Source organism: Paraburkholderia sp. J11-2, from assembly GCF_905220185.1.
In the GTDB taxonomy this organism is placed as follows: domain Bacteria; phylum Pseudomonadota; class Gammaproteobacteria; order Burkholderiales; family Burkholderiaceae; genus Paraburkholderia.
Genome location: NZ_CAJMYY010000023.1, coordinates 57,081 through 78,070, shown reverse-complemented (window position 1 = coordinate 78,070; position 20,990 = coordinate 57,081). Strand labels below are relative to the sequence as shown.

20 protein-coding genes are annotated in these 20,990 nt (G+C 61.9%); 11 read left to right on the top strand and 9 right to left on the bottom strand.

Going from position 1 to position 20,990, the window contains the following annotated elements:
- Positions 1-20: 20 nt before the first annotated feature.
- The gene (locus tag U5A57_RS28660) at positions 21-443 is read right to left on the bottom strand and encodes a VOC family protein (protein WP_321915012.1); all 423 of its coding nucleotides are present in this window, start codon (positions 441-443) and stop codon (positions 21-23) included.
- A 469-nt stretch (positions 444-912) separates the two neighbouring features.
- On the opposite strand from U5A57_RS28660, the gene U5A57_RS28655 reads away from it, so the two are divergent.
- The 4 genes from U5A57_RS28655 to U5A57_RS28640 all read left to right on the top strand — a co-directional run bounded on the left by U5A57_RS28655 (position 913) and on the right by U5A57_RS28640 (position 5,946).
- On the top strand, positions 913-2,475 hold the full coding sequence (locus U5A57_RS28655; protein ID WP_321915011.1) for a DHA2 family efflux MFS transporter permease subunit: 1,563 nt from the start codon (positions 913-915) through the stop codon (positions 2,473-2,475).
- Positions 2,476-2,580: 105 nt separating this feature from the next.
- Entirely contained in the window at positions 2,581-3,018 is a 438-nt protein-coding gene (locus U5A57_RS28650; protein ID WP_321915010.1) for a MarR family transcriptional regulator, read from the top strand.
- A 56-nt stretch (positions 3,019-3,074) separates the two neighbouring features.
- Complete coding sequence (locus U5A57_RS28645) at positions 3,075-4,598, top strand: efflux transporter outer membrane subunit (RefSeq protein ID WP_321915009.1); 1,524 nt, start codon at positions 3,075-3,077, stop codon at positions 4,596-4,598.
- A gap of 34 nt (positions 4,599-4,632) precedes the next feature.
- Entirely contained in the window at positions 4,633-5,946 is a 1,314-nt protein-coding gene (locus U5A57_RS28640; RefSeq protein WP_321915008.1) for an HlyD family efflux transporter periplasmic adaptor subunit, read from the top strand.
- On the opposite strand, the gene U5A57_RS28635 is transcribed toward U5A57_RS28640, so the two are convergent.
- Positions 5,919-7,340, bottom strand: coding sequence for a PLP-dependent aminotransferase family protein (locus U5A57_RS28635; protein ID WP_321915092.1), 1,422 nt, complete (start codon positions 7,338-7,340; stop codon positions 5,919-5,921). The two genes, U5A57_RS28640 and U5A57_RS28635, sit on opposite strands and share 28 nt — an antisense overlap.
- Before the next feature lie 407 nt (positions 7,341-7,747).
- Here U5A57_RS28635 and U5A57_RS28630 point away from each other — a divergent pair, with 407 nt between their 5' ends.
- A complete protein-coding gene (locus tag U5A57_RS28630) occupies positions 7,748-7,951 on the top strand; it encodes a DUF2970 domain-containing protein (protein ID WP_110382942.1) in 204 nt (67 codons plus the stop codon).
- Positions 7,952-8,043: 92 nt separating this feature from the next.
- On the opposite strand, the gene U5A57_RS28625 is transcribed toward U5A57_RS28630, so the two are convergent.
- The gene (locus U5A57_RS28625) at positions 8,044-10,716 is read right to left on the bottom strand and encodes an excinuclease ABC subunit UvrA (protein WP_321915007.1); all 2,673 of its coding nucleotides are present in this window, start codon (positions 10,714-10,716) and stop codon (positions 8,044-8,046) included.
- A 296-nt stretch (positions 10,717-11,012) separates the two neighbouring features.
- On the opposite strand from U5A57_RS28625, the gene U5A57_RS28620 reads away from it, so the two are divergent.
- The gene (locus U5A57_RS28620; protein ID WP_321915006.1) at positions 11,013-11,333 is read left to right on the top strand and encodes a DUF4148 domain-containing protein; all 321 of its coding nucleotides are present in this window, start codon (positions 11,013-11,015) and stop codon (positions 11,331-11,333) included.
- A gap of 160 nt (positions 11,334-11,493) precedes the next feature.
- On the opposite strand, the gene U5A57_RS28615 is transcribed toward U5A57_RS28620, so the two are convergent.
- Together U5A57_RS28615 and U5A57_RS28610 are read right to left on the bottom strand one after the other, a co-directional pair.
- On the bottom strand, positions 11,494-12,279 hold the full coding sequence (locus tag U5A57_RS28615) for an anti-sigma factor (RefSeq protein ID WP_321915005.1): 786 nt from the start codon (positions 12,277-12,279) through the stop codon (positions 11,494-11,496).
- Positions 12,279-12,815, bottom strand: coding sequence for a sigma-70 family RNA polymerase sigma factor (locus U5A57_RS28610; protein ID WP_321915004.1), 537 nt, complete (start codon positions 12,813-12,815; stop codon positions 12,279-12,281). Before U5A57_RS28610 ends, U5A57_RS28615 begins: the two co-directional genes overlap by 1 nt.
- Before the next feature lie 508 nt (positions 12,816-13,323).
- On the opposite strand from U5A57_RS28610, the gene U5A57_RS28605 reads away from it, so the two are divergent.
- Positions 13,324-13,704: a DUF4148 domain-containing protein gene (locus tag U5A57_RS28605; RefSeq protein WP_321915003.1), complete on the top strand. Its 381-nt coding sequence runs from the start codon at positions 13,324-13,326 to the stop codon at positions 13,702-13,704.
- Between the two features lie 297 nt (positions 13,705-14,001).
- Complete coding sequence (locus U5A57_RS28600) at positions 14,002-15,027, top strand: AraC family transcriptional regulator (RefSeq protein ID WP_321915001.1); 1,026 nt, start codon at positions 14,002-14,004, stop codon at positions 15,025-15,027.
- A 17-nt stretch (positions 15,028-15,044) separates the two neighbouring features.
- Here the strand turns inward: U5A57_RS28600 and U5A57_RS28595 are convergent, their stop codons facing one another.
- The 4 genes from U5A57_RS28595 to U5A57_RS28580 form a co-directional block, all read right to left on the bottom strand.
- The gene (locus tag U5A57_RS28595; protein ID WP_321915000.1) at positions 15,045-15,971 is read right to left on the bottom strand and encodes a 3-hydroxyacyl-CoA dehydrogenase; all 927 of its coding nucleotides are present in this window, start codon (positions 15,969-15,971) and stop codon (positions 15,045-15,047) included.
- Positions 15,946-16,353 carry an alpha/beta fold hydrolase gene (locus tag U5A57_RS28590; protein WP_321914999.1) on the bottom strand — a complete coding sequence of 136 codons (408 nt, stop codon included), beginning with the start codon at positions 16,351-16,353 and terminating at the stop codon, positions 15,946-15,948. The genes U5A57_RS28595 and U5A57_RS28590 overlap by 26 nt, the downstream gene beginning before the upstream one ends.
- Before the next feature lie 30 nt (positions 16,354-16,383).
- Entirely contained in the window at positions 16,384-16,890 is a 507-nt protein-coding gene (locus U5A57_RS28585) for a 2,4'-dihydroxyacetophenone dioxygenase family protein (protein ID WP_321914998.1), read from the bottom strand.
- 705 nt (positions 16,891-17,595) lie between these two features.
- Positions 17,596-18,657 (bottom strand): porin, encoded by a 1,062-nt coding sequence (locus U5A57_RS28580; RefSeq protein ID WP_415774116.1) that lies wholly within the window; start codon positions 18,655-18,657, stop codon positions 17,596-17,598.
- Positions 18,658-19,028: 371 nt separating this feature from the next.
- Between U5A57_RS28580 and U5A57_RS28575 the strand changes: the two genes are divergently transcribed.
- The 3 genes from U5A57_RS28575 (at position 19,029) to U5A57_RS28565 (ending at position 20,990) form a co-directional block, all read left to right on the top strand.
- Positions 19,029-19,193 carry a hypothetical protein gene (locus U5A57_RS28575; protein ID WP_321914996.1) on the top strand — a complete coding sequence of 55 codons (165 nt, stop codon included), beginning with the start codon at positions 19,029-19,031 and terminating at the stop codon, positions 19,191-19,193.
- 106 nt (positions 19,194-19,299) lie between these two features.
- Positions 19,300-19,752 carry a MarR family winged helix-turn-helix transcriptional regulator gene (locus U5A57_RS28570; RefSeq protein WP_321914995.1) on the top strand — a complete coding sequence of 151 codons (453 nt, stop codon included), beginning with the start codon at positions 19,300-19,302 and terminating at the stop codon, positions 19,750-19,752.
- A gap of 14 nt (positions 19,753-19,766) precedes the next feature.
- The gene (locus U5A57_RS28565) at positions 19,767-20,990 is read left to right on the top strand and encodes an MFS transporter (protein ID WP_321914994.1); all 1,224 of its coding nucleotides are present in this window, start codon (positions 19,767-19,769) and stop codon (positions 20,988-20,990) included.

The following is a 20,990-nucleotide window of genomic DNA, read 5'->3' as shown; positions in this document are numbered from 1 at the left end:
CTGGCGAGTGGATGCGAGGTTCAGGAGGCTTGCGAGCGTGGATCGTGGTCGAATTCGAGCCTGATCCCGCCCGGTTCGTACACCATGGTGTGGCGTTTTGGCCCCGGCCCGAGGTTTTCCGGCGCAAACTCAATTTTCACGCCGGGCCACGCAGAAACGCGCGAGAAGACCTCGTTGAGCGCTTCTTCGCTGCCTACACGCAAGGCGAGATGATGCAGGCCCACGTGCGTCTTGCGGTCGAATTCGACAAGGCGGCTCGGGTCGGTCACTTGCCAGAGCGTCAACATGACGTGCCCGTCCGAGACGAACGCAGCAGGATAGCTGGGCCTTTCGCCAACCTGTTTCCAGCCCAGACAATCCACGAAAAAGTCGCGGGTGAGGTTCAGGTCGCGTACGGTCAACCCGACATGATCGATGCCCAGCGTAAGCGGTTTGTCAGTCATGCTTCGATTCTCCTGAGGAAAGAGGGTGGAGATCCGGGGCAAATCTCTGCCGAAACAATATAGCTGTGAAGTACGGCGTCGATAGTCGCTTGCCGCTCACATCACTTTTTACACGGTGTATCGCGTCGCGCGCGGAGGGGGGGGCCGCGCCAGTTCGAGGCGCTGACTCGTCGCGTACGGCTCCGGGAACTTGGTTGCATGAATCTGCAATGTCAGATATATTCCGCATCAGATATCGAGGAGGGCAATCGATGAACGATCCCGTCAATGAAGATTCCCCGGGGCAACATTTGAGTTGCGGGCCGCGACCGAGCGGCCCTCGCGCGTCGACGAAACGTCGACGAGGCGCCAAACGCTGCTTTCCAGATTGCTCCATGGCTAAGGCGGCTTTTTTTTACCCAATTATCAGACATGTCAGATAACGGCCCGAGCTTGACGGGACATTCGCATCCAGACGAGAGAACCTAACATGAACCCATCGACCAACCCAGGCGGGCTCGCCCAGCTGACTGGCCTGAAGTTCGCACTGGGCACCTTCGCCGTGGCGCTCGCCACTTTCATGAACGTGCTGGACTCGTCGATCGCAAACGTTGCGATTCCCACGCTCTCCGGCAATCTCGGCGTGTCGATTGACGAAGGCACCTGGGTCATCACGCTGTTTGCCGCGGCCAATGCCGTGTCCATTCCGTTGACCGGGTGGCTCACGCAGCGCGTAGGCCAGGTCAAGCTGTTCGTCTGGGCGATCCTGCTGTTCGTGCTCTCTTCGGCAGCATGTGGTCTGGCGCCGAACCTGCTCACGCTGCTCGTGGCCCGTATCGTTCAGGGCGCGGTGGCGGGGCCGCTGGTGCCGCTCTCGCAGGCCTTGCTGCTCGCTTCGTTTCCGAAGGAAAAGAGTTCGAACGCGCTGGCGTTGTGGGCGATGACAGCAACCGTGGGACCGATTGCGGGCCCGGCGCTCGGCGGCTGGATCACCGACAGCTACAGCTGGTCATGGATCTTTTACATCAACGTGCCCGTTGGCCTCTTCGCCGCTGGCGCGATATGGGCGATCTACCGCGACCGCGAGACCCCGGCCCGCAAACTGCCAATCGACAAGGTCGGGCTGATCTCGCTCATCGCCTGGGTGGCGCCGCTGCAGATCATGCTCGACAAGGGCAAGGATCTCGACTGGTTCAGCTCGCCGGTTATCTGGGCGCTCACCATCGTCGCCGCAGTCAGCTTCGTGTTCTTCCTGATCTGGGAGTTGACTGAGGAAAAGCCGATCGTCAACTTGCGGCTGTTCGCCAAACGCAACTTCCTTGGCGGCACGATTGCGATCTCGGTTGCGTATGCGATCTTCTTTGCAAACCTCGTGATCCTGCCGCAGTGGATCCAGGGCTTTCTCGGCTACCGCGCGGTGGATGCGGGGCTGGTGACCGCGCCATTGGGGATTTTCGCCGTGATCCTCGCCCCCGTCATGGGCAAGGTCATGCCGCGCTCCGACCTGCGGGTGCTCGCCACGCTGGCGTTCGTGGGTTTCGCCGCCGTGTTCTTCATGCGCTCGAACTACACGACTGGCGTCGATGCCTGGACGCTCGTTCTGCCGACGCTGCTGCAAGGCATACCAACGGCGCTGTTCTTTACGCCGCTCACCGGCATCATCCTCTCGGGGCTGCGGCCCGACGAGATTCCGGCAGCCGCGGGCCTGTCCAATTTCGCGCGCATTTTCGCGGGCGCCGTGGGCACGTCGCTCATGAGCAATGCCTGGAACGACCGCACGATCCTCCATCACGCCCGGCTCACCGAGCAAACGAGCGTGAACAATCCCGCTTTCACCAGCGCGATTGCGCACCTGCAGGCGACGCTGGGCGGCGGCGTTCCGAAGGCCACGGCCTTTTACGAAAGTTCGCTCAACGCGCAGGCCACCATGCTGGGGTTGAACGACATCTTCTGGATATCGGCGGTGATCTTCATCGTCATCATCCCGCTGATCTGGGTGACGAGACCGGTCAAGGGCGGTGGCGCGGGCGCGGCAGCGGCTGGCGGACATTGAATAGTGCAGTTGAACCCGGTCCCGATGGCAGACCCGTCTCGTGTGTTTTTCTTGACAATATCTGATAATGCAGATATTGTAATCTGTAACACGGAGGATGTCGCGATGGACCACTACACCACGAGAAATTTCATGCTCACGGAAAGTGTCGGCTTCAGGATCGTCAAGGCGCGTAATCTGGTCGTCGCGGAAATGGACGCGGCGCTCAAGGGCCTCGACATCACGGGCCAGCAAATGGGTATTCTGCTTTCGCTGAAGCAGGGTGTGGCGACCACGCCGTTCGAACTGTCGAAACTGCTCGGTATCGATACGGGCCTCATGACGCGCATGCTGGACAAGCTGGAAACCAAAGGTCTGCTGGAGCGTTCGCGCGACGCAGACGACCGCCGCGTGGTCAATCTGCACCTCACGGCAAAGGGGCAAGCAACGGCGGCGCAGATTCCGGAAGTCGCGCCGCATGTGTTGAACGCCCGCCTGCGCAAATTCACGAAGGCGGAGTTTGCCGAGCTGAACCGCCTGCTTCGCAAGTTCACAGACGACTGAACGGTGCGGCCGTGGTGGCGCGCTTTTTTTCGATCATTAATCTGATTTGTCAGAAAATGAAAACGCAGACTTCTAGATCAAGCATCGGTGCCCGTACGCTGAAGCTGGGTGTATCGGCAATCGCCATGGCCGTGCTGGCGGCGTGCGCAAACTATGCGGGCATCCACAGCGACGCGCAGATGGCCAAGCCACAACAGTTCGAAACGGCGCAGAGCCTGCCGCAAGAAGAGGGCCACTGGCCGTCCGCCGACTGGGTCGACCAGTTTGGCGACGCGCAGTTGAAGGCGCTGATTGCCGAAGCGCTGCAGGGCAGCCCGACGGTCGAGCAGGCCAAGGCGCGTGTGGCGCAGGCACAGGCCTATAGCGAAACCGCGAAGGCGAATACGTTGCCGCGCGTCGACGCCAGCTACTCGCTCTCGCGCCAGCAGTACAGCAGCACGGCGCTGATTCCGCCGCCGTACGCCGGCTCGTGGCAGACCGAAAACAAGGGCCTGCTCACCGCATCCTACGATCTCGATCTGTGGGGCAAGAACCGCGAGGCGCTGCGGGCCGCCGTTTCGCAGACCGCTGCGAGCGAAGCCGACGAGGAGATGGTCAAGCTCACGCTGGATACCTCGATCGCGCGCACCTACAACCAGCTGGCGCGGCTCTACGCGTTGCGCGATATCGCGCAGGAAGAAGTCACGCGCCGCGAGCAGATCGACCGCATCACGGCGGGCCGAATCGCCACGGGCCTCGACACGCAAGTGGAGCGCAAGACCGCGCAGGCAAACCTGGCGACAAGCCGCTCGCGCGTGAGTGCGCTGGACGGCAGCATTCTGACCACGCGCTACCAGCTGGCAGCGTTGATGGGCAAGGGCCCCGACCGCGGACTCGCGATCGCGCGGCCAACGCTTGGGGTGGGCGACGAAGTGCGTTTGCCGGACAACCTGCCCGCCGACCTCGTGAGCCGCCGCCCCGATATCGTCGCGGCGCGCTGGCGCGTGGATGCGATCACGCACGAGGTGAAAGAAGCGAAGGCCGAGTTCTATCCGGACATCAACCTGAGCGCCGCGCTGGGCCTCGACGCGTTCGGTTTCGGCCGCTTCCTGACTGCCGCGAGCCGCACAGCGTCGGTGGGTTCAGCGATCCATCTGCCGATCTTCGACGGTGGCGAACTGCGTGCGCAGTTGAAGGGCCGCTACGCGGAGTTCGACTATGCGGTGGCCGCGTACGACCAGACGCTCATTGGGGCGCTCAGCGGCGTGGCCACGCAGCTCGCGCAGATCCGCTCGAACGACGCGCAGCTCGCCGATGCACAAACCGCGCAGCAGGCGGCGCGCGACGCCGACCAGCTCGCGATCCTGCAGTACAAGGGCGGGCTGACCAATCAGCTCACGGTGCTCAATGCCGACGTCACGGCGCTGAACGCCGACGAAGCCATCGCCAACCTGAAGATGGATCGCCGCGACGAACAGATCGCGCTGGCTTCGGATTTGGGTGGCGGCTATGTCGATACCTCAGCCGATACCGGCCACCACACGGACGTTGCCGCCCAACCTGCTCCCCAAGCCCATTCCGTTATTGCCGCCGCACGTTGAACGGCATGTTTGCAAACCCGTCAGGAGAACTGAAATGAGCGAAACGATCACGACCGACCGCGAGGCGGTGGATCAACGCGACGAGAAGAAAGGCGGCGCGCAAGCGGCCCCGGCGCACGAGGACAAAGCGCCCACGCCCCCCGGCCGCCGCAAGCGCCTGATCGCGCTGCTCGGCGCCGTCACCCTGATTGCGGGCGCGGCGTATGGGGCGTACTACTTCACGGAAGGCCGCTTTCACGAGTCGACCGACGACGCCTATGTGAACGGCAATCTCGTGCAGCTCACGCCGCAGGTCACGGGCACGGTGGTCGCCGTCAATGCCGACGACACGCAGATCGTGAAGGAGGGCGACCCAGTCGTGACGCTGGATCCGGCGGACGCAAGAATCGCACTGGCCGATGCCGAAGCGTCGCTGGGCCAGACCGTGCGCCGTGTGAGCGGCCTGTACGTCAACAACGACTTCTATGCGGCCAACGTGGCGCAACGCGAGTCGGACCTGGCGCGCGCCAATGACGATCTGCGCCGGCGCGTGGCCGTCGCGGACTCGGGCGCCGTTTCCGCCGAGGATGTCGCCCACGCCCGCGACGCCGTGCAGGCCGCGCAAGCCGCGCTCGACGCAGCACGCCAGCAAGGCGCGGCGAACCATGCGCTGACCGATCGCACGTCGGTCGAACAGCATCCGGACGTGCAGGCGGCCGCCTCGAAAGTGCGCGCCGCGTGGCTCGCGTACGCGCGCGACACCTTGCCGGCGCCGGTCACGGGCTATGTGGCGCAGCGTCAGGTGCAGGTTGGCGAGCGCGTGTCGCCCGGCACGCCGCTCATGGCGATCGTGCCGCTCGACGGCGTGTGGGTGGACGCGAACTTCAAGGAAGTGCAGCTCAAGCATATGCGCATTGGCCAGCCGGTAACGCTCACTGCGGATGTCTATGGCTCGGGCGTGAAGTATCACGGTCGTATCGAGGGGTTCTCGGCGGGGACGGGCAGTGCATTCGCGACGCTGCCGGCGCAGAACGCTACGGGCAACTGGATCAAGATCGTCCAGCGCCTGCCGGTGCGCATCGCACTCGATCCGCACGAACTCGCGGCGCGGCCGTTGCGCATTGGCCTCTCGATGACGGTGGATACCGATACGCGCGACGATGCCGGCTCGCAGCTCGGCGCGGCGCACAATACGCGCTATCGCACCGATGTGTTTGCACAGTACGATGCGCAAGCCAACGGCGAGATCGAAAAGATCATCAAGCAGAACGAAATGGCTGCATCTTCCTCTACGCCCGAGACCGCTTCACAACCCTCGCCGCAACGTGTGGCGTCGCGCGATCACAATCGAGCGCACACATCGGGATGAACGAGCAGTTCGCCGAGCGTGCGAATCGCTTCGTCGATGCGCTGCGACCACGGATGACCATAATTGAGCCGGATGCAGTTTTCGAATGCATGCGACGCGGAAAAGAGCGGGCCAGGCGCGACGCTGATGCCGCGTTCGATAGCGAGACGATGGAGCGCCATGGCGTCGATGCGCTCGCGGAACGTCAGCCACAGGAAATAGCCGCCCTCGGGTCGCGTGTACTGCGTGCCTTCGGGCAGCCAACGGCGGATCGCCTCGATCATCGCGTCGCGCTGCGTTTGCATGGCTAGCCGGATCTTCTTCAGATGACGCTCGTAGCCGCCGTGCTCGAGATAATCTGCAATGCCGGCCTGTGCCGGAATACTCGCCGAGATCGTCGTCATGAGCTTGAGGCGCTGCACGCGCTCGGCGAAGCGCCCGGCGCTCGCCCAGCCCACGCGATAGCCGGGCGCGAGGTTCTTCGAAAACGAGCTGCAATGCATGACGAGGCCGCGCCGGTCGAACGCGATGGCCGGCGGCGGATAGTTCGGCGCGTAGTGCAGCTCGCCGTACACATCGTCTTCGATGAGCGGGACATCGTGTTTCGCGAGCAGCTCGACTAGCGCTTCTTTCTTCGCCGCCGACAACGTGACGCCCGTGGGGTTCTGGAAATTCGTCATGAACCAGCAGGCGCGGATGGGGTGCTTCTCCAGCGCTTGCGCGAGCGCGTCGAGGTCGAGCCCCGTGGCCGTATCGACGGGAATTTCGACCGCGCGCAGGCCAAGACGCTCGATCGCCTGCAGCGCGGCGTAAAAGCCCGGCGACTCGACCGCGACGATATCGCCGGGCTGCGTGACGGCCATCAGGCAAAGATTGAGCGCTTCCAGCGCGCCGTTCGTGATGATGATGTCCTCGGCCGGCTGCGAGATGCCAACCCGCATATAGCGCAACGCGATTTGCCGCCGCAGGTTCTCGTTGCCCGGCGGCAGATCGACCACCGTGCTCCACGGACTCACGCTGCGCGCGGCCTGGCCAAGCGATTTCGCCAGCCGCGACAGCGGAAAGAGCAGCGGGGAAGGGAACGCGGAGCCGAGCGGCACGATGCCGGGGCGCTTCGCGGCGTCGAGCACCGAAAACACGAGTTCGCTGATATCGACGGTGGCGGTTTCGCCTGTCGTTGCGCGCGAGTCCGCGTGGCTCGCCTTCGAAGGCGGCGCGACGTAATAGCCCGAACGCTCTTCGGCGCGCACGAGGCCCCACTGTTCGAGCACGTAGTAAGCGCGCGCCGCCGTGGACTGGCTCACGCCGTGCTGCGCGATGATCTGCCGCAGCGAAGGCATGCGAGAGCCCGGCTTCAGGTTGCCCGAGCGAATCTCGGCGGCCATGCTCTGCGCGAGGCGTTCATAGCGTGTCATGCGTTCAGGCTGTTCCAGTGCGGTCATGGGTCGATTCGTACGTTTCTTGTGGCGAGCAGGAAGGGGATTCCAATCTGCTGCGCTCAATTATGCGTCGGCTGCTTCTATACGGCCTTCCCCGGAGCGCGGATCATTGCGGCCAGCGCGCATCGCAGTCCGGGTCTGTTCTCCCGGGATGCGCCGGGATTACTGCGCGAGTGCCTGGATCATCACCTAAACCCGCAGAGCTTGCGGCTCTTTTTGCCTGTAGCGTGGCAAGCCTTTCGCCCCGGTGCGCGAGTACCGGGGCGTTTTCTTTATCCGGCGGGACGATTCTGCATCGCTCAGATTGTTCGCAACTGCTCCTTTTTTCGCCGCCCGTGAAGTCCGAACATAGACCCATCGAATCGAACCCGATGGAGGGCGTGATGGAACTCGTACGCATGGTGCGCATGGTCCTGTGGAGCTTCTTTGGCGTGCGCAAGAGCGCGTCGCACGAAGCCGATCTGGCCAATATCAACTTCAGCTGGCTCCCGTTCGTGGCCGTTGGGCTGGCTGCGTTGATCGGCGCTTGCATTTTGGGCGTCGTGCTGCTGGTCGCGCATTCGACAGGAACTGCGCAGGGGTTCTAACGGTTTGCGATTGTTCAAACAGGCTTGCGATTAAAGGTATTTGAAAGGGTTGTTCGGAGGGAGCGGCGTTTGCGATATGGCGAGCTTATTGGTTAGCGATGCCGGTGCGGTGCGGTCGGTGTGGCACGCGCCAGCTCCTGCGCAATAAAATGTGCGCTTCGGCTGCCGGACGCTCGCGCCACCTGTTGCGGCGTGCCGGTCGCCACCACGCGGCCACCCGCATCGCCCGCGCCCGGTCCCACATCGATCACCCAATCGGCTTGTGTCACGGCACGCATGTCATGCTCGATCATGACGACCGTATTGCCCGCGTCGACCAGACGCTGCAACTGCACCAGCAATCTATCGGCGTCCGCCGCATGCAGCCCCGTAGTCGGCTCGTCGAGCACGTACAGGTTGCGGCCGCGCTGGCTGCGCTGCAGCTCCGTGGCCAGCTTGATGCGCTGCGCTTCGCCCCCGGAGAGCTCGGTGGCCGGCTGTCCCAGGCGCAGGTATCCCAGCCCGATCTCTCGCAGCAATTGCAGCGGGCGCGCTACCACGTCCTCGTGGGCGAAAAAGTCGCGGGCTTCGTCCACGCTCATCTGGAGCACCTCGGCGATGTTGCGCTCGTTCCAGCGGACCTTCAGTGTGGCTTCGTTGTAGCGTGCGCCGTGGCAAGTCGGGCAGGGCGCATACACGCTCGGCATGAACAGCAGCTCCACGCTCACGAAGCCTTCTCCCTCGCAGGTGTCGCAGCGCCCCTTGGGCACGTTGAACGAAAACCGGCCCGCGTCGAAGCGGCGGCGGCGTGCGTCCGGCGTAGCGGCAAATAGCTTGCGCACGTGATCGAACAGGCCGGTATAAGTGGCCAGGTTCGAGCGTGGCGTTCGGCCGATGGGTTTCTGGTCCACCTGCACCACGCGCTGCACGGCATCCACATCACCGGCCAGGTGGCCGCCAGTGGTTTCGATGACTGTTGGACCCTCGCTCGTGGCTTCGGCCGAATCGTCCTCGGGTTCGTGGCCCAGACGCAGGAGCACCAGTTCGGGCAGTGCTTGTGCGAAGAGGCTGGATTTGCCGGAGCCCGAGATACCCGTGACCGCAGTCAACACACCTAACGGAATGCGTGCGTCCACGCCGTGCAGATTGTGGCGTTGAATCCCATGCAGCTCGAGCCATCCACTGGGGGCGCGTTTGCGGCTGGGTAGCGCGGGAATCTCGTCGAACAGGTAGCGTGCGGTGCGGGACTCAGCGATCGCGCGCAGGCCTTCGGGCGCGCCGCTGTAGAGCACGCGGCCGCCACGCTCCCCGGCATCCGGTCCCACGTCTACCAGCCATTGCGCGCGGCGCATCAGATCGAGGTCGTGCTCGACCACGAACACCGAATTGCCCGCATCACGCAGCTTGTCGAGTGCGTCATAGAGGGCATGGCTGTCCGAAGGGTGCAAGCCCGCCGAGGGCTCGTCGAGTACGTACACGACGCCGAATAGCATCGAGCTCAATTGCGTGGCCAGCCGAAGCCGCTGAAGCTCACCCGCCGAAAGCGTTGGCGTAGCGCGATCCAGCGTCAGATAACCGAGGCCCAGCCCGCGCAACTGATGCAATCGCGCAACCATGCCTTCGGCGAGGCGCTGGGCAGCCATGCGCTTCTCCTCCGACAATGCGGAAGTGCGGCGCACGTCCGGAGTGATCGCATGCGTGGCGCGGCCCGCTGTTGCGCGTTCGGCGCGGTCGCGCTGGGTCGCTTCCTTGTCGGTGCCTGCTCCGGCGCAATGAGCGTGGAAATCGCCATGGGCTATGGGTTCGAGCAGGCTGGCCAACCGGTCCAGCGGCATTTGCGTGAGTTCGCCAATGTCCACACCAGCAAAGGTCACCGACAGTGCCTCGGGTTTGAGCCGCTTGCCGTGGCAAGCGGGGCATAACATCCCTTCCATGAAGCGCGACACGCGCTTTCTCATCAGCGCGCTTTGCGTGTTGGCGAAGGTATGCAGCACATAACGCCGCGCGCCGGTGAAGGTCCCCATGTAGCTCGGCTCCTGCTTGCGCTTGAGCGCTGCGCGGGTTTGCGCGGGTGTGAGGCCCGCATACACCGGCACCGTGGGTGTTTCCTCGGTGAACAGGATCCAGTCGCGGTCTTTCCTCGGCAGGTCCTTCCAGGGCCGGTCGACGTCATAGCCCAGGGTCACCAGAATGTCGCGCAGGTTCTGCCCATGCCAGGCGGGCGGCCAGGAAGCGATGGCCCGCTCGCGGATGCTCAACGATGGGTCCGGCACCATGGTGGCTTCGGTCACCTCATACACACGGCCCAGGCCATGACAGGTCGCGCACGCGCCCTGCGGCGTGTTAGGCGAGAAGTCTTCGGCATACAGCATCGGCTGGTTCGCCGGGTAGGCGCCAGCGCGCGAATACATCATTCGCACGAGACTGGACAGGGTAGTCACGCTGCCTACGGACGAGCGTGCATTGCTGGCGCCGCGTTGCTGCTGCAGCGCCACCGCGGGCGGCAGGCCGTCAATGGCATCTACGTCAGGTACGCCCACCTGGTCGATCAGGCGCCGCGCATACGGTGCGACCGACTCGAAGTAGCGCCGCTGCGCCTCGGCATAGAGGGTGCCGAAGGCAAGTGAGGACTTGCCTGAGCCGGAGACGCCCGAGAACACGACGAGCGCGTCGCGCGGAATGGAGACGTCCACATCCTTGAGGTTATGCTCGCGAGCACCGCGCACTTCCACGAAGCCGCTGACCGAAGCATGAGGGGACAACTCACTGGAGGGCTTTTTGGACACTTCGCACTCACCGTTTGATGGGCTGCGCGCCCGTTCAAGATAGACGATTGCACTGTACGTGCCAACGCGAAACTTCCGATATTCACTATCTGTCTATGCCCCGCGCTTCGGCCAAACAGGCCTTCAGCATATCGACAATCGTGTGCACGCGCATCGGGACCGGGCGCCGCACTCGGGCCGGCACTCGCGCTCATGGAATAAGAAGGGTTGTACGACGGTCTAGTCATGTAGAGCGTTGTCCCGCCAGAACTCGCAGACGGCGGGGCTTCAACGCTCATTGACCAAGGAGTGTCGACATGAAATCAAGCCGGTCGGATCGCCGTGAGATCCTGAAATTGTTGCGCCCGCCGCTCGTGAGCGCAGCGCTACTGGTACTGTCGTCCGGTACGTTTGCGCAAGCCGCATTGAACCCAGACGTGCATCAGATTACGCGCGCGGAAGTGAGGCATGAACTGAATGAGCTGGCGTCGGTCGGCTATCACCAACCTGTGGGTAACAATCCGTATTACCCGGGCGACATCCAGGCTGCGGAGCAACGCGTCGAGGCAAAACGGCAAGCGCAGGTGACCGCGTCAATGGCCGGTCACAAGGCGGTCGAGGTTGAAAGCAGGCCTTGATTGCGAGAGATGGGGTGTTGTACAGGGGCTGCTGGCGGATTCAATCAGGCGTTCAATCAGTTGTTCAAGCCGCCAGTCAGTTCCCTCAGTGAGCAGCGCGACGCTTATGCCGTCTTTTTCGCACCGCTTTCATCGATGCTCACGGTCTCGGGGGTTCCGTTCACGAACCAGCTTGCGCCCTCAGGCTTTTGACGAATCCGTACAGTTCGTTCTTTCCGGCGTCCGTAATGGCCCAATAGTTCATCCGTCCATCGGTCCAGTGAGCGATATGGTAGCCCTGCTGCTCATGAACCTTCGCACTGTCTCCCGCGTCGTGGCCGGGCCACACGTAGAGATTGATTGCATGAAGCTTGTAGCGGTAGACCATGACCGCCACAGTGCGGCCGTCGAGATAATCGAGACGCCCGCCAACAAGAGGATAGCCATCCTGCGCCAGATTCAGTACGGGTGGCGCAAAATCGATCTTCCCTTCGAACCATGGCTTGACCGTATGTCGATCCGTGGAAATGACATCGATAAGGTGATTCAGTTGTAGCGAGCGCACATGGTTGTCGACAAACTCCTGACTAAGCCGGACGTCGGAGGAGGGGGCAGCCAGATAAAGCATCCCGCTTCCCATGAATGCCGCTGCGCTGATGATCATTACACCAGTTGCGGCCCGGCCAGACCTGCCGCCTTCTTTCCACGAAGGCAGCCAATCCACAAGACGCTGGAAAAGGGACTCGCGCGGATACAGTTCCTTCTTGATGCGCGCTCGCAGTTCGGCCGGCGCGGTGAACTGGAGCTTGGACGTTTTCAATAACGTACTTACCCGCCGCTGCGAAGCCAGCACACAGTGACACACGGCACAGCCGGAAAGATGATGCTCGAACTCTACCGTTTCACCGAGGGTGAGTTCGTTGTCGATGTAACCCGGTAGCAGTTCGAACGCTTTCCCGTGATCCATCATGCCTCCTGGCCCATTCCTGCAAGGACCGCGGCAAGCTGTTGACGCCCCCGTCCAAGACGGGACATGACCGTGCCCATTGGAATGCCGACAATGCCCGCAATCTCCTTGTAGGTCATTTCCTCGATCTCCCGCAGCACGATGATCTCCCGATGTTCGAGGCTCAGCATGCTCAGCGCCTTGATGACCTGCTTGCGGTCCTGATCGCGCATGACCAGAACCTCTGGACTTTCGATACCTTCGTCGTCTGGCTCCGATTCATATGCGGCTTCCTCGAATACCTGCGATTCGAAGGCCCGGCTCTTGTTGTGCTGATACCACGTGTAGAACGAATTGCGGACGATGGTCAGCAGCCAGGCGCGCGCATCCGTACCCTGAAAGCTGCCAATGAACCGGAATGCCTTGATGTACGCTTCCTGAACGACATCCTGTGCATCCTGGTCGTTGTGGGTCAGCCACCTTGCGACGCTGTACGCGGAATTCATGTGAGGTATTACCAGGGTTTCAAAGCGCCTGAGAGGAGTCAGATCGTTCATTCCGGACCCGAATTGTCGCTGTGACGCATCCGCGCCCGTCGAGAGGTTTAACCGTCGGCGCACAACTTTTATTCCGCACCTGAGCAAAGCTGGCGTCCAACAGCAATACCGGAGAGCGGGCTGGTTTATTCCAACGACGTACCGCGTTTGGGCGAACGAAGGCGACGCACTCGCCAATAAATTTTTCTCTCGCACCTGTGTCAGCTGTGGGAATAAGCGGTACCTGTTCCCGGTATACCTTGGCGTGGGCAAGCCCGATGACGACTGCAGCGTTTCAGTCCTCTCATCTGAAAGTGAGCGGAGAAACGGACGCCACAGTGTCTGACGTTCTGGGCCATTGGATTGGTCACTTCATCTTATTTAAATCGGAGTCCAAATTGAATAAGCGAACCATGAATGTTTCCCTGATAATTTTTTCTGAATCTGGCGTTGCAATCGACGCGCAGGCTAACGGTCGACCTGCGTCGGATCTGCCAGTTTCTGCACGCTTTGGGAAGGAGTTCTGATCATGAAAAAGCTCGCCCTGCTGGCTTTGGCGCTTTGCGCGCTCGTCAGCTCCACCGTGACTTTTGCGCAGTCCGCGTCCGTGCCGCTCACCCGAGCGCAGGTGCGCGCCGATCTCATCAGGCTCGAACAGGCCGGATACAATCCGTCGGCTGGCGACGACGCGAACTATCCGGACGACATCCAGGCGGCGCAGGCGAAGGCTGCCGCCCAGGACGCTGAACGGCAAGCCGCCGAGCCCCAGCAGCAGAACAGCAACAGCGGCATGGGTGCCGCCATGACAGGCACGAGCGACGCGGGCCACATCAAAAAAGAAAAGACGCCGTCCGATCCGTCGACCTGCGTCGGACCGGTTAGCTTTTGCACTATCTTCTTCGGCTCTTGAGCCAACCGTCACGGTGCTTCGCGAGTTTCAAGGTGATCCGGCGCCGCAACGACCCATCGCGCCAGACAATTGATACGCGACACCGCTTGCCCGGATGAACGTTTCCACAAGCACTGCGCCAGCGCCCCGTTAATGCCGGGGCGCTGGCGTTTTGTGACCGCGGCTGCGGGCTACTGTCAGGCATGTTCCGCGCGTGGTGCGTTTGAGGGAAAATACCAAAATCAAGGCCGGTCTTCGCGACCCGCATATGAACCTCTTCCCACAGTGCCCCGTCGCAAGTGACTACCTGTACATAGAATGCAAGGCTACCTACCAAGTGTCGTGTTGACGGGAGCTGCCGCTCTACTCGAAGCGCTCGGCGTCCGACCCGAGTTGGTGGTGACTCGAGCGGATTTGCCGGAGCTTGCGCTGCGTTCCACTGACGTGCCAATTCGAGGCGCACAGGTACTGCGCTTCCTTTCGCTCGCTGCTGAAATCACACAATGCCGGGACTTCGGACTGAGGCTCTCCGAGTACCAGGGCCTGGCGGTCCTGGGGCCCATACTTGTCATGATGCAGGGCATGCGTACCGTTGGCGAGGCCATGGAAACGCTTGCCGAGTTTTATGTGCTCCATACGTCAATGTCATCGGTAAGGGCGGTTCGCGATGAACAAGGAATGGTATTGACTTACGACCTTGAGAATGCGGCTGGGTCTGGAGAGGTGCAGGCAATCGAATTGGGGCTTGCCAACGGTGTGCGGTATTTGCGGACGATTTGTGGCACAGACTGGAAGCCGGAAGTCGTGCAGTTTCGTCATGCTGCGCCGGCGGACTGCTCGATGCACCTGCGTACGTTTGGACCATCCCTGAGATTCGACCAGGATAGAAACGCGATTGTTTTGGACCATGACACGATGACGCGCCCGGTTACGCAGTTTCGGCGTAACGCACATCGCGTGCTCGAAGCACATTTGCGGCGAGAAAGGGCGCAAATCGAGGCGCTCTGGGTTGTGCGCACCCAAGCGGTGATTCGGGCACTTTTGCCGTTCACGGACAGTTCGCTGAGTGCGATTGCACGAGCGCTTGCAATTTCCCCGCGGACTCTGCAACGCCGCCTCTCGGAAGCCGGGACGAGCTTCGATGAAATTCGGGACGAAGTTCGTGAAGACCTCGCGGTCAAGTATGTGCAGCAATCCAGCCTGCCACTTGCGGAGATATCCGAAATGCTGGGTTATTCCCAGCAGAGTGCCTTTAGCCGTGCATTCAAGCGGCTGCGGGGCATGACACCCCGACAGCTGCGCGCAACGTGCCGCGGGACCGACCGCGAACGCGCCGACGAATAGCGATCCTGGCTGGCAGTTCAAGCTGAGACGAACGCGGGATCCAGGAAGTCAGGATCAGGATACCGATAGAACCCGCGCCCCGTTGACTCACCAAGATTGCCCGTCTCGATGAAATGCGTCTTCACGTATTCCGCAATGCGACGATGAGTGGAATCGCCGGTGCGTTCAGCGAGTGCGCGGGTGACGTTGTACACGGTCGTCATGCCGATTCCGTCGAGAATGCCGAAGGGTCCGATGCAGTCTCCTTTCGCAACCATCCACGCTTTGTCGATCGTCTGTATGTCGGCGACATCGTTGACGAGCAGGCCGAGTGCCGCCAATAGCATCGGAATAAGCATGGTATTCAGCAGGTAACCCGGTTGCTCCTTGCGCAGCGGCAACGGCACCATGCCAATACGGCGGGAAAACTGCACCACGCGCCCGAATACGGCAGGGTCGGTGCCCGCGTGGCCCATGATCTCCGCGATGTTGTGCTTCCAGACGTCGTGGGCGAAATGCAGCGTCAGCAGGCGCTCGGGGCGGTCCGTGACGCTGACAAGCTGGCTCGGCACGAGCGTCGACGAGTTAGTCGCGAAGATGGTGGCGGCCGGCGCGCAGGCAGACAGCGCGCGGTAGAACGACTGTTTGGTCGCGAGATCTTCGGGGATGGCTTCGAGGACAAGATCGGCGTGCGCCGCGGCAGAACCAAGATTGATATTGCCCACGATGCGAGCCCGCGCGGCTTCGATTTGTGCGCGTGTGGCGCCGAGCTCCACAGCGTAAATGTGTCCGAGCTGATCAAATCTCGTGTTCGCGCGTTCGAGGCAGCCAGTGTCGACATCGTAGGTAACAACATCGACGCCGGAGAAAGCGCATTGAAAGGCGATCTGCGCGCCGAGTACGCCAGTGCCGGCCACCATGACGCGAGCAATCGGCTGGCTATCGTTCAGGGAGTGAGAAGACATGAATGACAGGTGATGGATATAACGTATAGAGAGGAGAGCGGCCCCAGTCGTGCGCGATCAGATGGAACGGTGTCGCCCCGATTTGATCAGCGAACGCAAGTGCGTCCAAGTCGAGATGAGCCGCGGTGTAGAGCGCAATATTCGTAGGCCTGGCATTTTCAGCATAGCCGCGCGGGTCCACTGCGACGGCCCGGTATCCCGCAGCGCAGAGAGCGGCCAGTATGTCGCGCCAGCAGTCGGCGAATTCCGGCCAGTCATGGAGCAGCAGGACGCACTCTCCGCTGCGCGGCCCCGCAGCCAGTGCGGTATCGGCATGCGGTCCACAGGTCAGCTTCAGGGCTTCAATGGATTCGGCCGGCGCGGAGGGTGCGAGGTGAGCCATAGGCGCAACCTCCGTGAGAAGGCGTGCTGCTCAGCGGCTGCCCTGACAGCCGATCAGGTCAACTTCAGGCAACCCATGGCTCCTGCAATAGGCCTGGTAGCGGTTCAAAGCGGTCCGCCACGTCTCGACGTGCGTGACATTGCCCTGTTCATCCAGGAAGTGGAGTTCTCCGGTCGAGACGACGAGCGCCATGCCGTTGTCGTCGTCGGAGAGGTTCGTGAACGAGTGCGACGACTCCGAGGGCTCGAACACAAAGTCACCGGCTTCTGCGATCCAGTCGTGCTGGTCGTATTTCCAGCGGCCGCTGAGCGTGTAGACCATCACCGTGCCGGTATGCCGGTGGATATGCGCGCCTTCGCCTTTGGCCGCCTTCATAAGCAAGACCACTTCGCCCGTGACAGGGTTGATCCGGAAATACTTGAGGTGAATCTTGTCGTTGATCGGAGCAAAGGGGAGCCACGGCGTGGATTGTCCGCCGATATGCACCGTGTCAATTGCGGAAACATCATTGAGGGCTTGTGCGACTTCTGCGTTCATGGAAAGTGTCTCCAGTGGGGATGAGGAACAGGATTGGCATCGAGACAAGCCGATGTGCAATCTCTGGTGTCTATTCCATCGCAGTTTCGCCGCCGGAACTTGACCGGCGCCGCCCAAATTTGTACTTTACGCGCCAGTTTTTCCGCTGGCTGGAGGACCGGCAAAGAGGACGCCAGCCAAAGATCGTGTCGGCTGGCCGTCAAGGCATGCATGTGAAGAATCCGTTCGAAAAGGATTCCTGTTTATAGCGTGGGCGTGATTCGATGAATCGACTGCTGCTGCACAAGTGATGGTCGTTTTCCTGTACGGATGGGGAATAACCGGCGCCTGCCCGCGGTATGACAGGAAAGGCACCTAAACAGGAGATCAAAATGGACATCATCGACATGGCCCGCGCGTCGGGATTGACCGTCATCCTCGATGGCAGGATTGGCCGCGAGGAATACCAGAGCGTATGCGGTTCGGTATCGGCTTTACAGCGATTCGCGGAATCACTGCATCGATGCACGGCGCGTCAGCATGAGAGTGCCGCGCACCGGTCATCGGCGGCCAGCGTGTTTGGCCGGTTACGTCGGCGCATCAGCAGACTGGCGATAATAGCGGGCGCCACGGCGAAGCCTGCCCGACGCATGGCGCGCGTAGGGCATGGCAGGCTCAAGTTGGGAAGCCTCGGGGTAAGGCCGCAGCAGCGTGAGAAATCGAATATTAAAACAGGTGTCGAATGCCAACATCGGCGCCGAACTGTGACCCTGTTACGCCAAAGAGCGCCCCGTTGATTGCTAATCCTGTATTCATGCGCCCGTGATTGTTAGCGTAAGCGACCTGCGTATAAAGAGTTGTGCGCCTGGAGAGAGAGTAGTCAACGCCGAGCGAGCCGAGGATTGAATGATTGCTTGAGTCATTGCCGTCGCGGGTATACCAGGCACCCCCGTCGATGGAGAGGGAGGGCGTGAGCGTATACGCAAGGCCGCCGGCGATCACGCGGTTGTCGAAGGAGCCAGCGACTTTGTAGAGCGTGTAGGAGGCTTTGATAGACAGGCGGTCGAAGTAATAAGTTGCTCCGATGTTCCGGCCGACGAAAGCGACGGTACTTGGGTTCGGTATGGTGGCTGCGGTCCCGCCTGAGTTGCCGTTATACATCGCGGCGCTGAGCAGCAAGCCGCTAGCATGCCAGGAAAGCCCGAAGGAATACTGCTGACCTGCCTTGAAGTCGCCAGGAGAGCCACCAAAGGCGTACATGGCACGGCCCTGGACGCCCGCAATCTCGGGTGACGCGTACATGATTGAATTGGCGTTGAAGAGGCCAGTAACGACGACGTTGTCAACGTAGTTGACGAGTCCGCTGCCAAAATATTTGAAGTCCCGTGGATCGGTCGCAAAGATCGAAAGCAGGAACGGAGAGTATTGAAGACCGGCGGTGACTGTGCCGAAGCCGCCGACCAGGCCAACCCACGCCTGGCGGCCGAAGAACTCGCCGTTAGAGTCACCCAGTCCACCGTTGGCAATATCGATGCCGCTTTCGAGGTTGAAAATGGCTGCGAGCCCGCCACCAAGATTTTCAGTCCCTTTTACGCCAAAGCGAGTCGCGCTTTCGCCGCCGCTCTGAAGGGAAAACTGATGACCTTCACTGGCACCCGTGGCGAGATTGAAGGTCTTGTTCGTGTAGAGAATCTGGGCGTCGGCAATGCCGTACAGCGTGACGCTACTTTGGGCATGTGCAACAGATACAGCGGCGAGTGCGCAGGTGCTGATGGCGGCGCTTCGAATGGCACGCCAGGTTGGATTGCACTTCGTCATGCGGGTGTCTCCTTGAATGGCTATGCGGTCTCCTCCCTGTATTTACGCGCATTACACACATCGAAACTTGACCTACGCCGCCTGAATTTGTACATTTCCCGCCAATTCAAACTCAGCGCGGTGTCGCAATGACAACAACATGTGCGTTGCCGTGCCTGGCGAGCAACTCCCTGCACGAATGCCTTTGTGTGATTGAATTACTAAGGATAACGACATGAACCGCGTCCAGAAATGTGCCCCCGCGATCTGCAAAATTTGAAAACGGTTGCGCGCCCAGCAGCGTTAGCGGTGCGCGTGAGCGTGTTCAGATACTCGACAATGCGGGGCGCGGCTTCGGTTGCATGGCCGGAAAAACGATCGCCAGAAAAGACCTCTATGTATCCGGCAATTCCCCGCATGTCACCGTCGAGCGGAAGCGCGAACTCGGCGAAATGAATGAATTCAATTGCCCGTGGCCGAACGCAACCGACGACACAGGTCGCGTCAACGTTTCTCAGGTGACATAAAGCAATACCCCGCCAGGCATCCCCCAAACCAACCTCGCTGCAGCCTGGACTCGGAGATATGAAGGTTATCTTTGCAGTTTACCTTCATATCTCCTAGAATGCGGGGATGACCGATCGCGCCAAAACGCCCCCTCCCGACCTCGCCGCGTCGCTTGCCGGCGACCTGCGCGCCCTCGTCGGGCAACTGCGCCGCCGTTTTCGCGAGCAGGCGATCCTCGGCGAATTCACGCCTTCGCAGATGGCCGTACTGCTGCGGCTCGAACGCGAAGGGCCGGCCACGGTGTCGAGCCTCGCGCGCGCGGAGGGTATGCGCCCGCAGTCGATGGGCACGCTCATCGCGCCGCTCGAGGCGGCGGGGCATATCAGCGGCGCACCGGACCCCAACGACGGGCGCCAAACGCTCTGGTCGCTCACCCACGCCTTTCGCGAGTGGCTCAAAGAAGGGCGGGCCGCGCGTCAGGACTGGCTCTCGCGCAGGATCGACACGCGCCTTTCCGGCGCCGAGCAACAGCAGCTAGCCGCCGCAGTCGACCTGCTCAAGCGGCTCGTGGCCGACTAAGGCGAGGGGCTCACATGGGCGCTCCTGCTTCGGGGTTCTTTCGCTCGCTCAAGAGTTACAACTATCGCGTGTGGTCGGCGGGTGCGCTCGTCTCGAACGTCGGCACGTGGATGCAGCGCACGGCGCAAGACTGGCTCGTGCTCACCGGCCTCACGCATCACAGCGCGGCGGCGGTGGGCATCGTGATGGGCTTGCAGTTCGGCCCGCAAATGCTGTTCATGCCGTGGTCGGGCTTCGCCGCCGACCACTTCGACCAGCGCAAGCTGCTGATGCTCACGCAGGCGTTGCTAGGCGCTTTGGCCATTGCACTAGGCGTGCTCACGGTCACAGGGCTCGTGCAGCTCTGGCAGGTTTATGTGTTCGCGTTCCTGTTCGGCTGCACAACGGCATTCGATTCGCCGGTGCGGCAAACCTTCGTCTCGGAACTGGTCGGTGACGCCGATCTCTCCAACGCCGTTGCGCTCAATTCCACCTCGTTCAACGCCGCGCGCATGATCGGGCCGGCGGTGGCGGGGCTCGTCATCGCATCGGTGGGCGTGGGCTGGGCCTTCCTGCTCAACGGCCTTTCGTTCGTCGCCGTGCTGATCTCGCTTACACGTCTGCGCGTGGACGAACTGCGTTCAGCGAAGCGCAAGCAGCCCGCGAAGGGCGGGATTGCCGCGGGATTCCGTTACGTGTGGGCGCGCCCCGACCTGCGGGCGATCCTCGTCATGCTGTTTCTGATCGGCACCTTCGGGCTGAATTTTCCGATCTTCATCTCGACGATGGCCGTGAACGTCTTCCACGCCGACGCGGGACGCTACGGACTCCTTTCTTCCCTGATGGCGGTGGGCACCATGAGCGGCGCGTTCTTCGGCGCGGGCCGCAGCCATCCGCGTTTCGTCTCGCTGTTGTTCGCGGCGGCGGCGTTCGGGGTGGGCTGTGTGCTGGCATCTGTTGCGCCCGGGTACTGGTGGTTCGGCGGCGCGCTCGTCATGATCGGCATCGCGGCGCTCACGTTCACGACCGAAACCAACAGCCTCATGCAGCTTTCCACGGAACCTGGCATGCGCGGCCGCGTGCTGGCGATCCGCCTGGCCGTGGCGCTCGGTGGCACGCCCATCGGCGCGCCGATCGTGGGATGGATCGCCGACCACTGGGGGCCGCGCTGGGCCTTGCTGGTGGGCGCGGCTTCCGGCTTCGCGGCCGCTATTGTCGCGGCCCGCGCGCTGGCGCGGCGGGCCCACGAGCAGCCATAA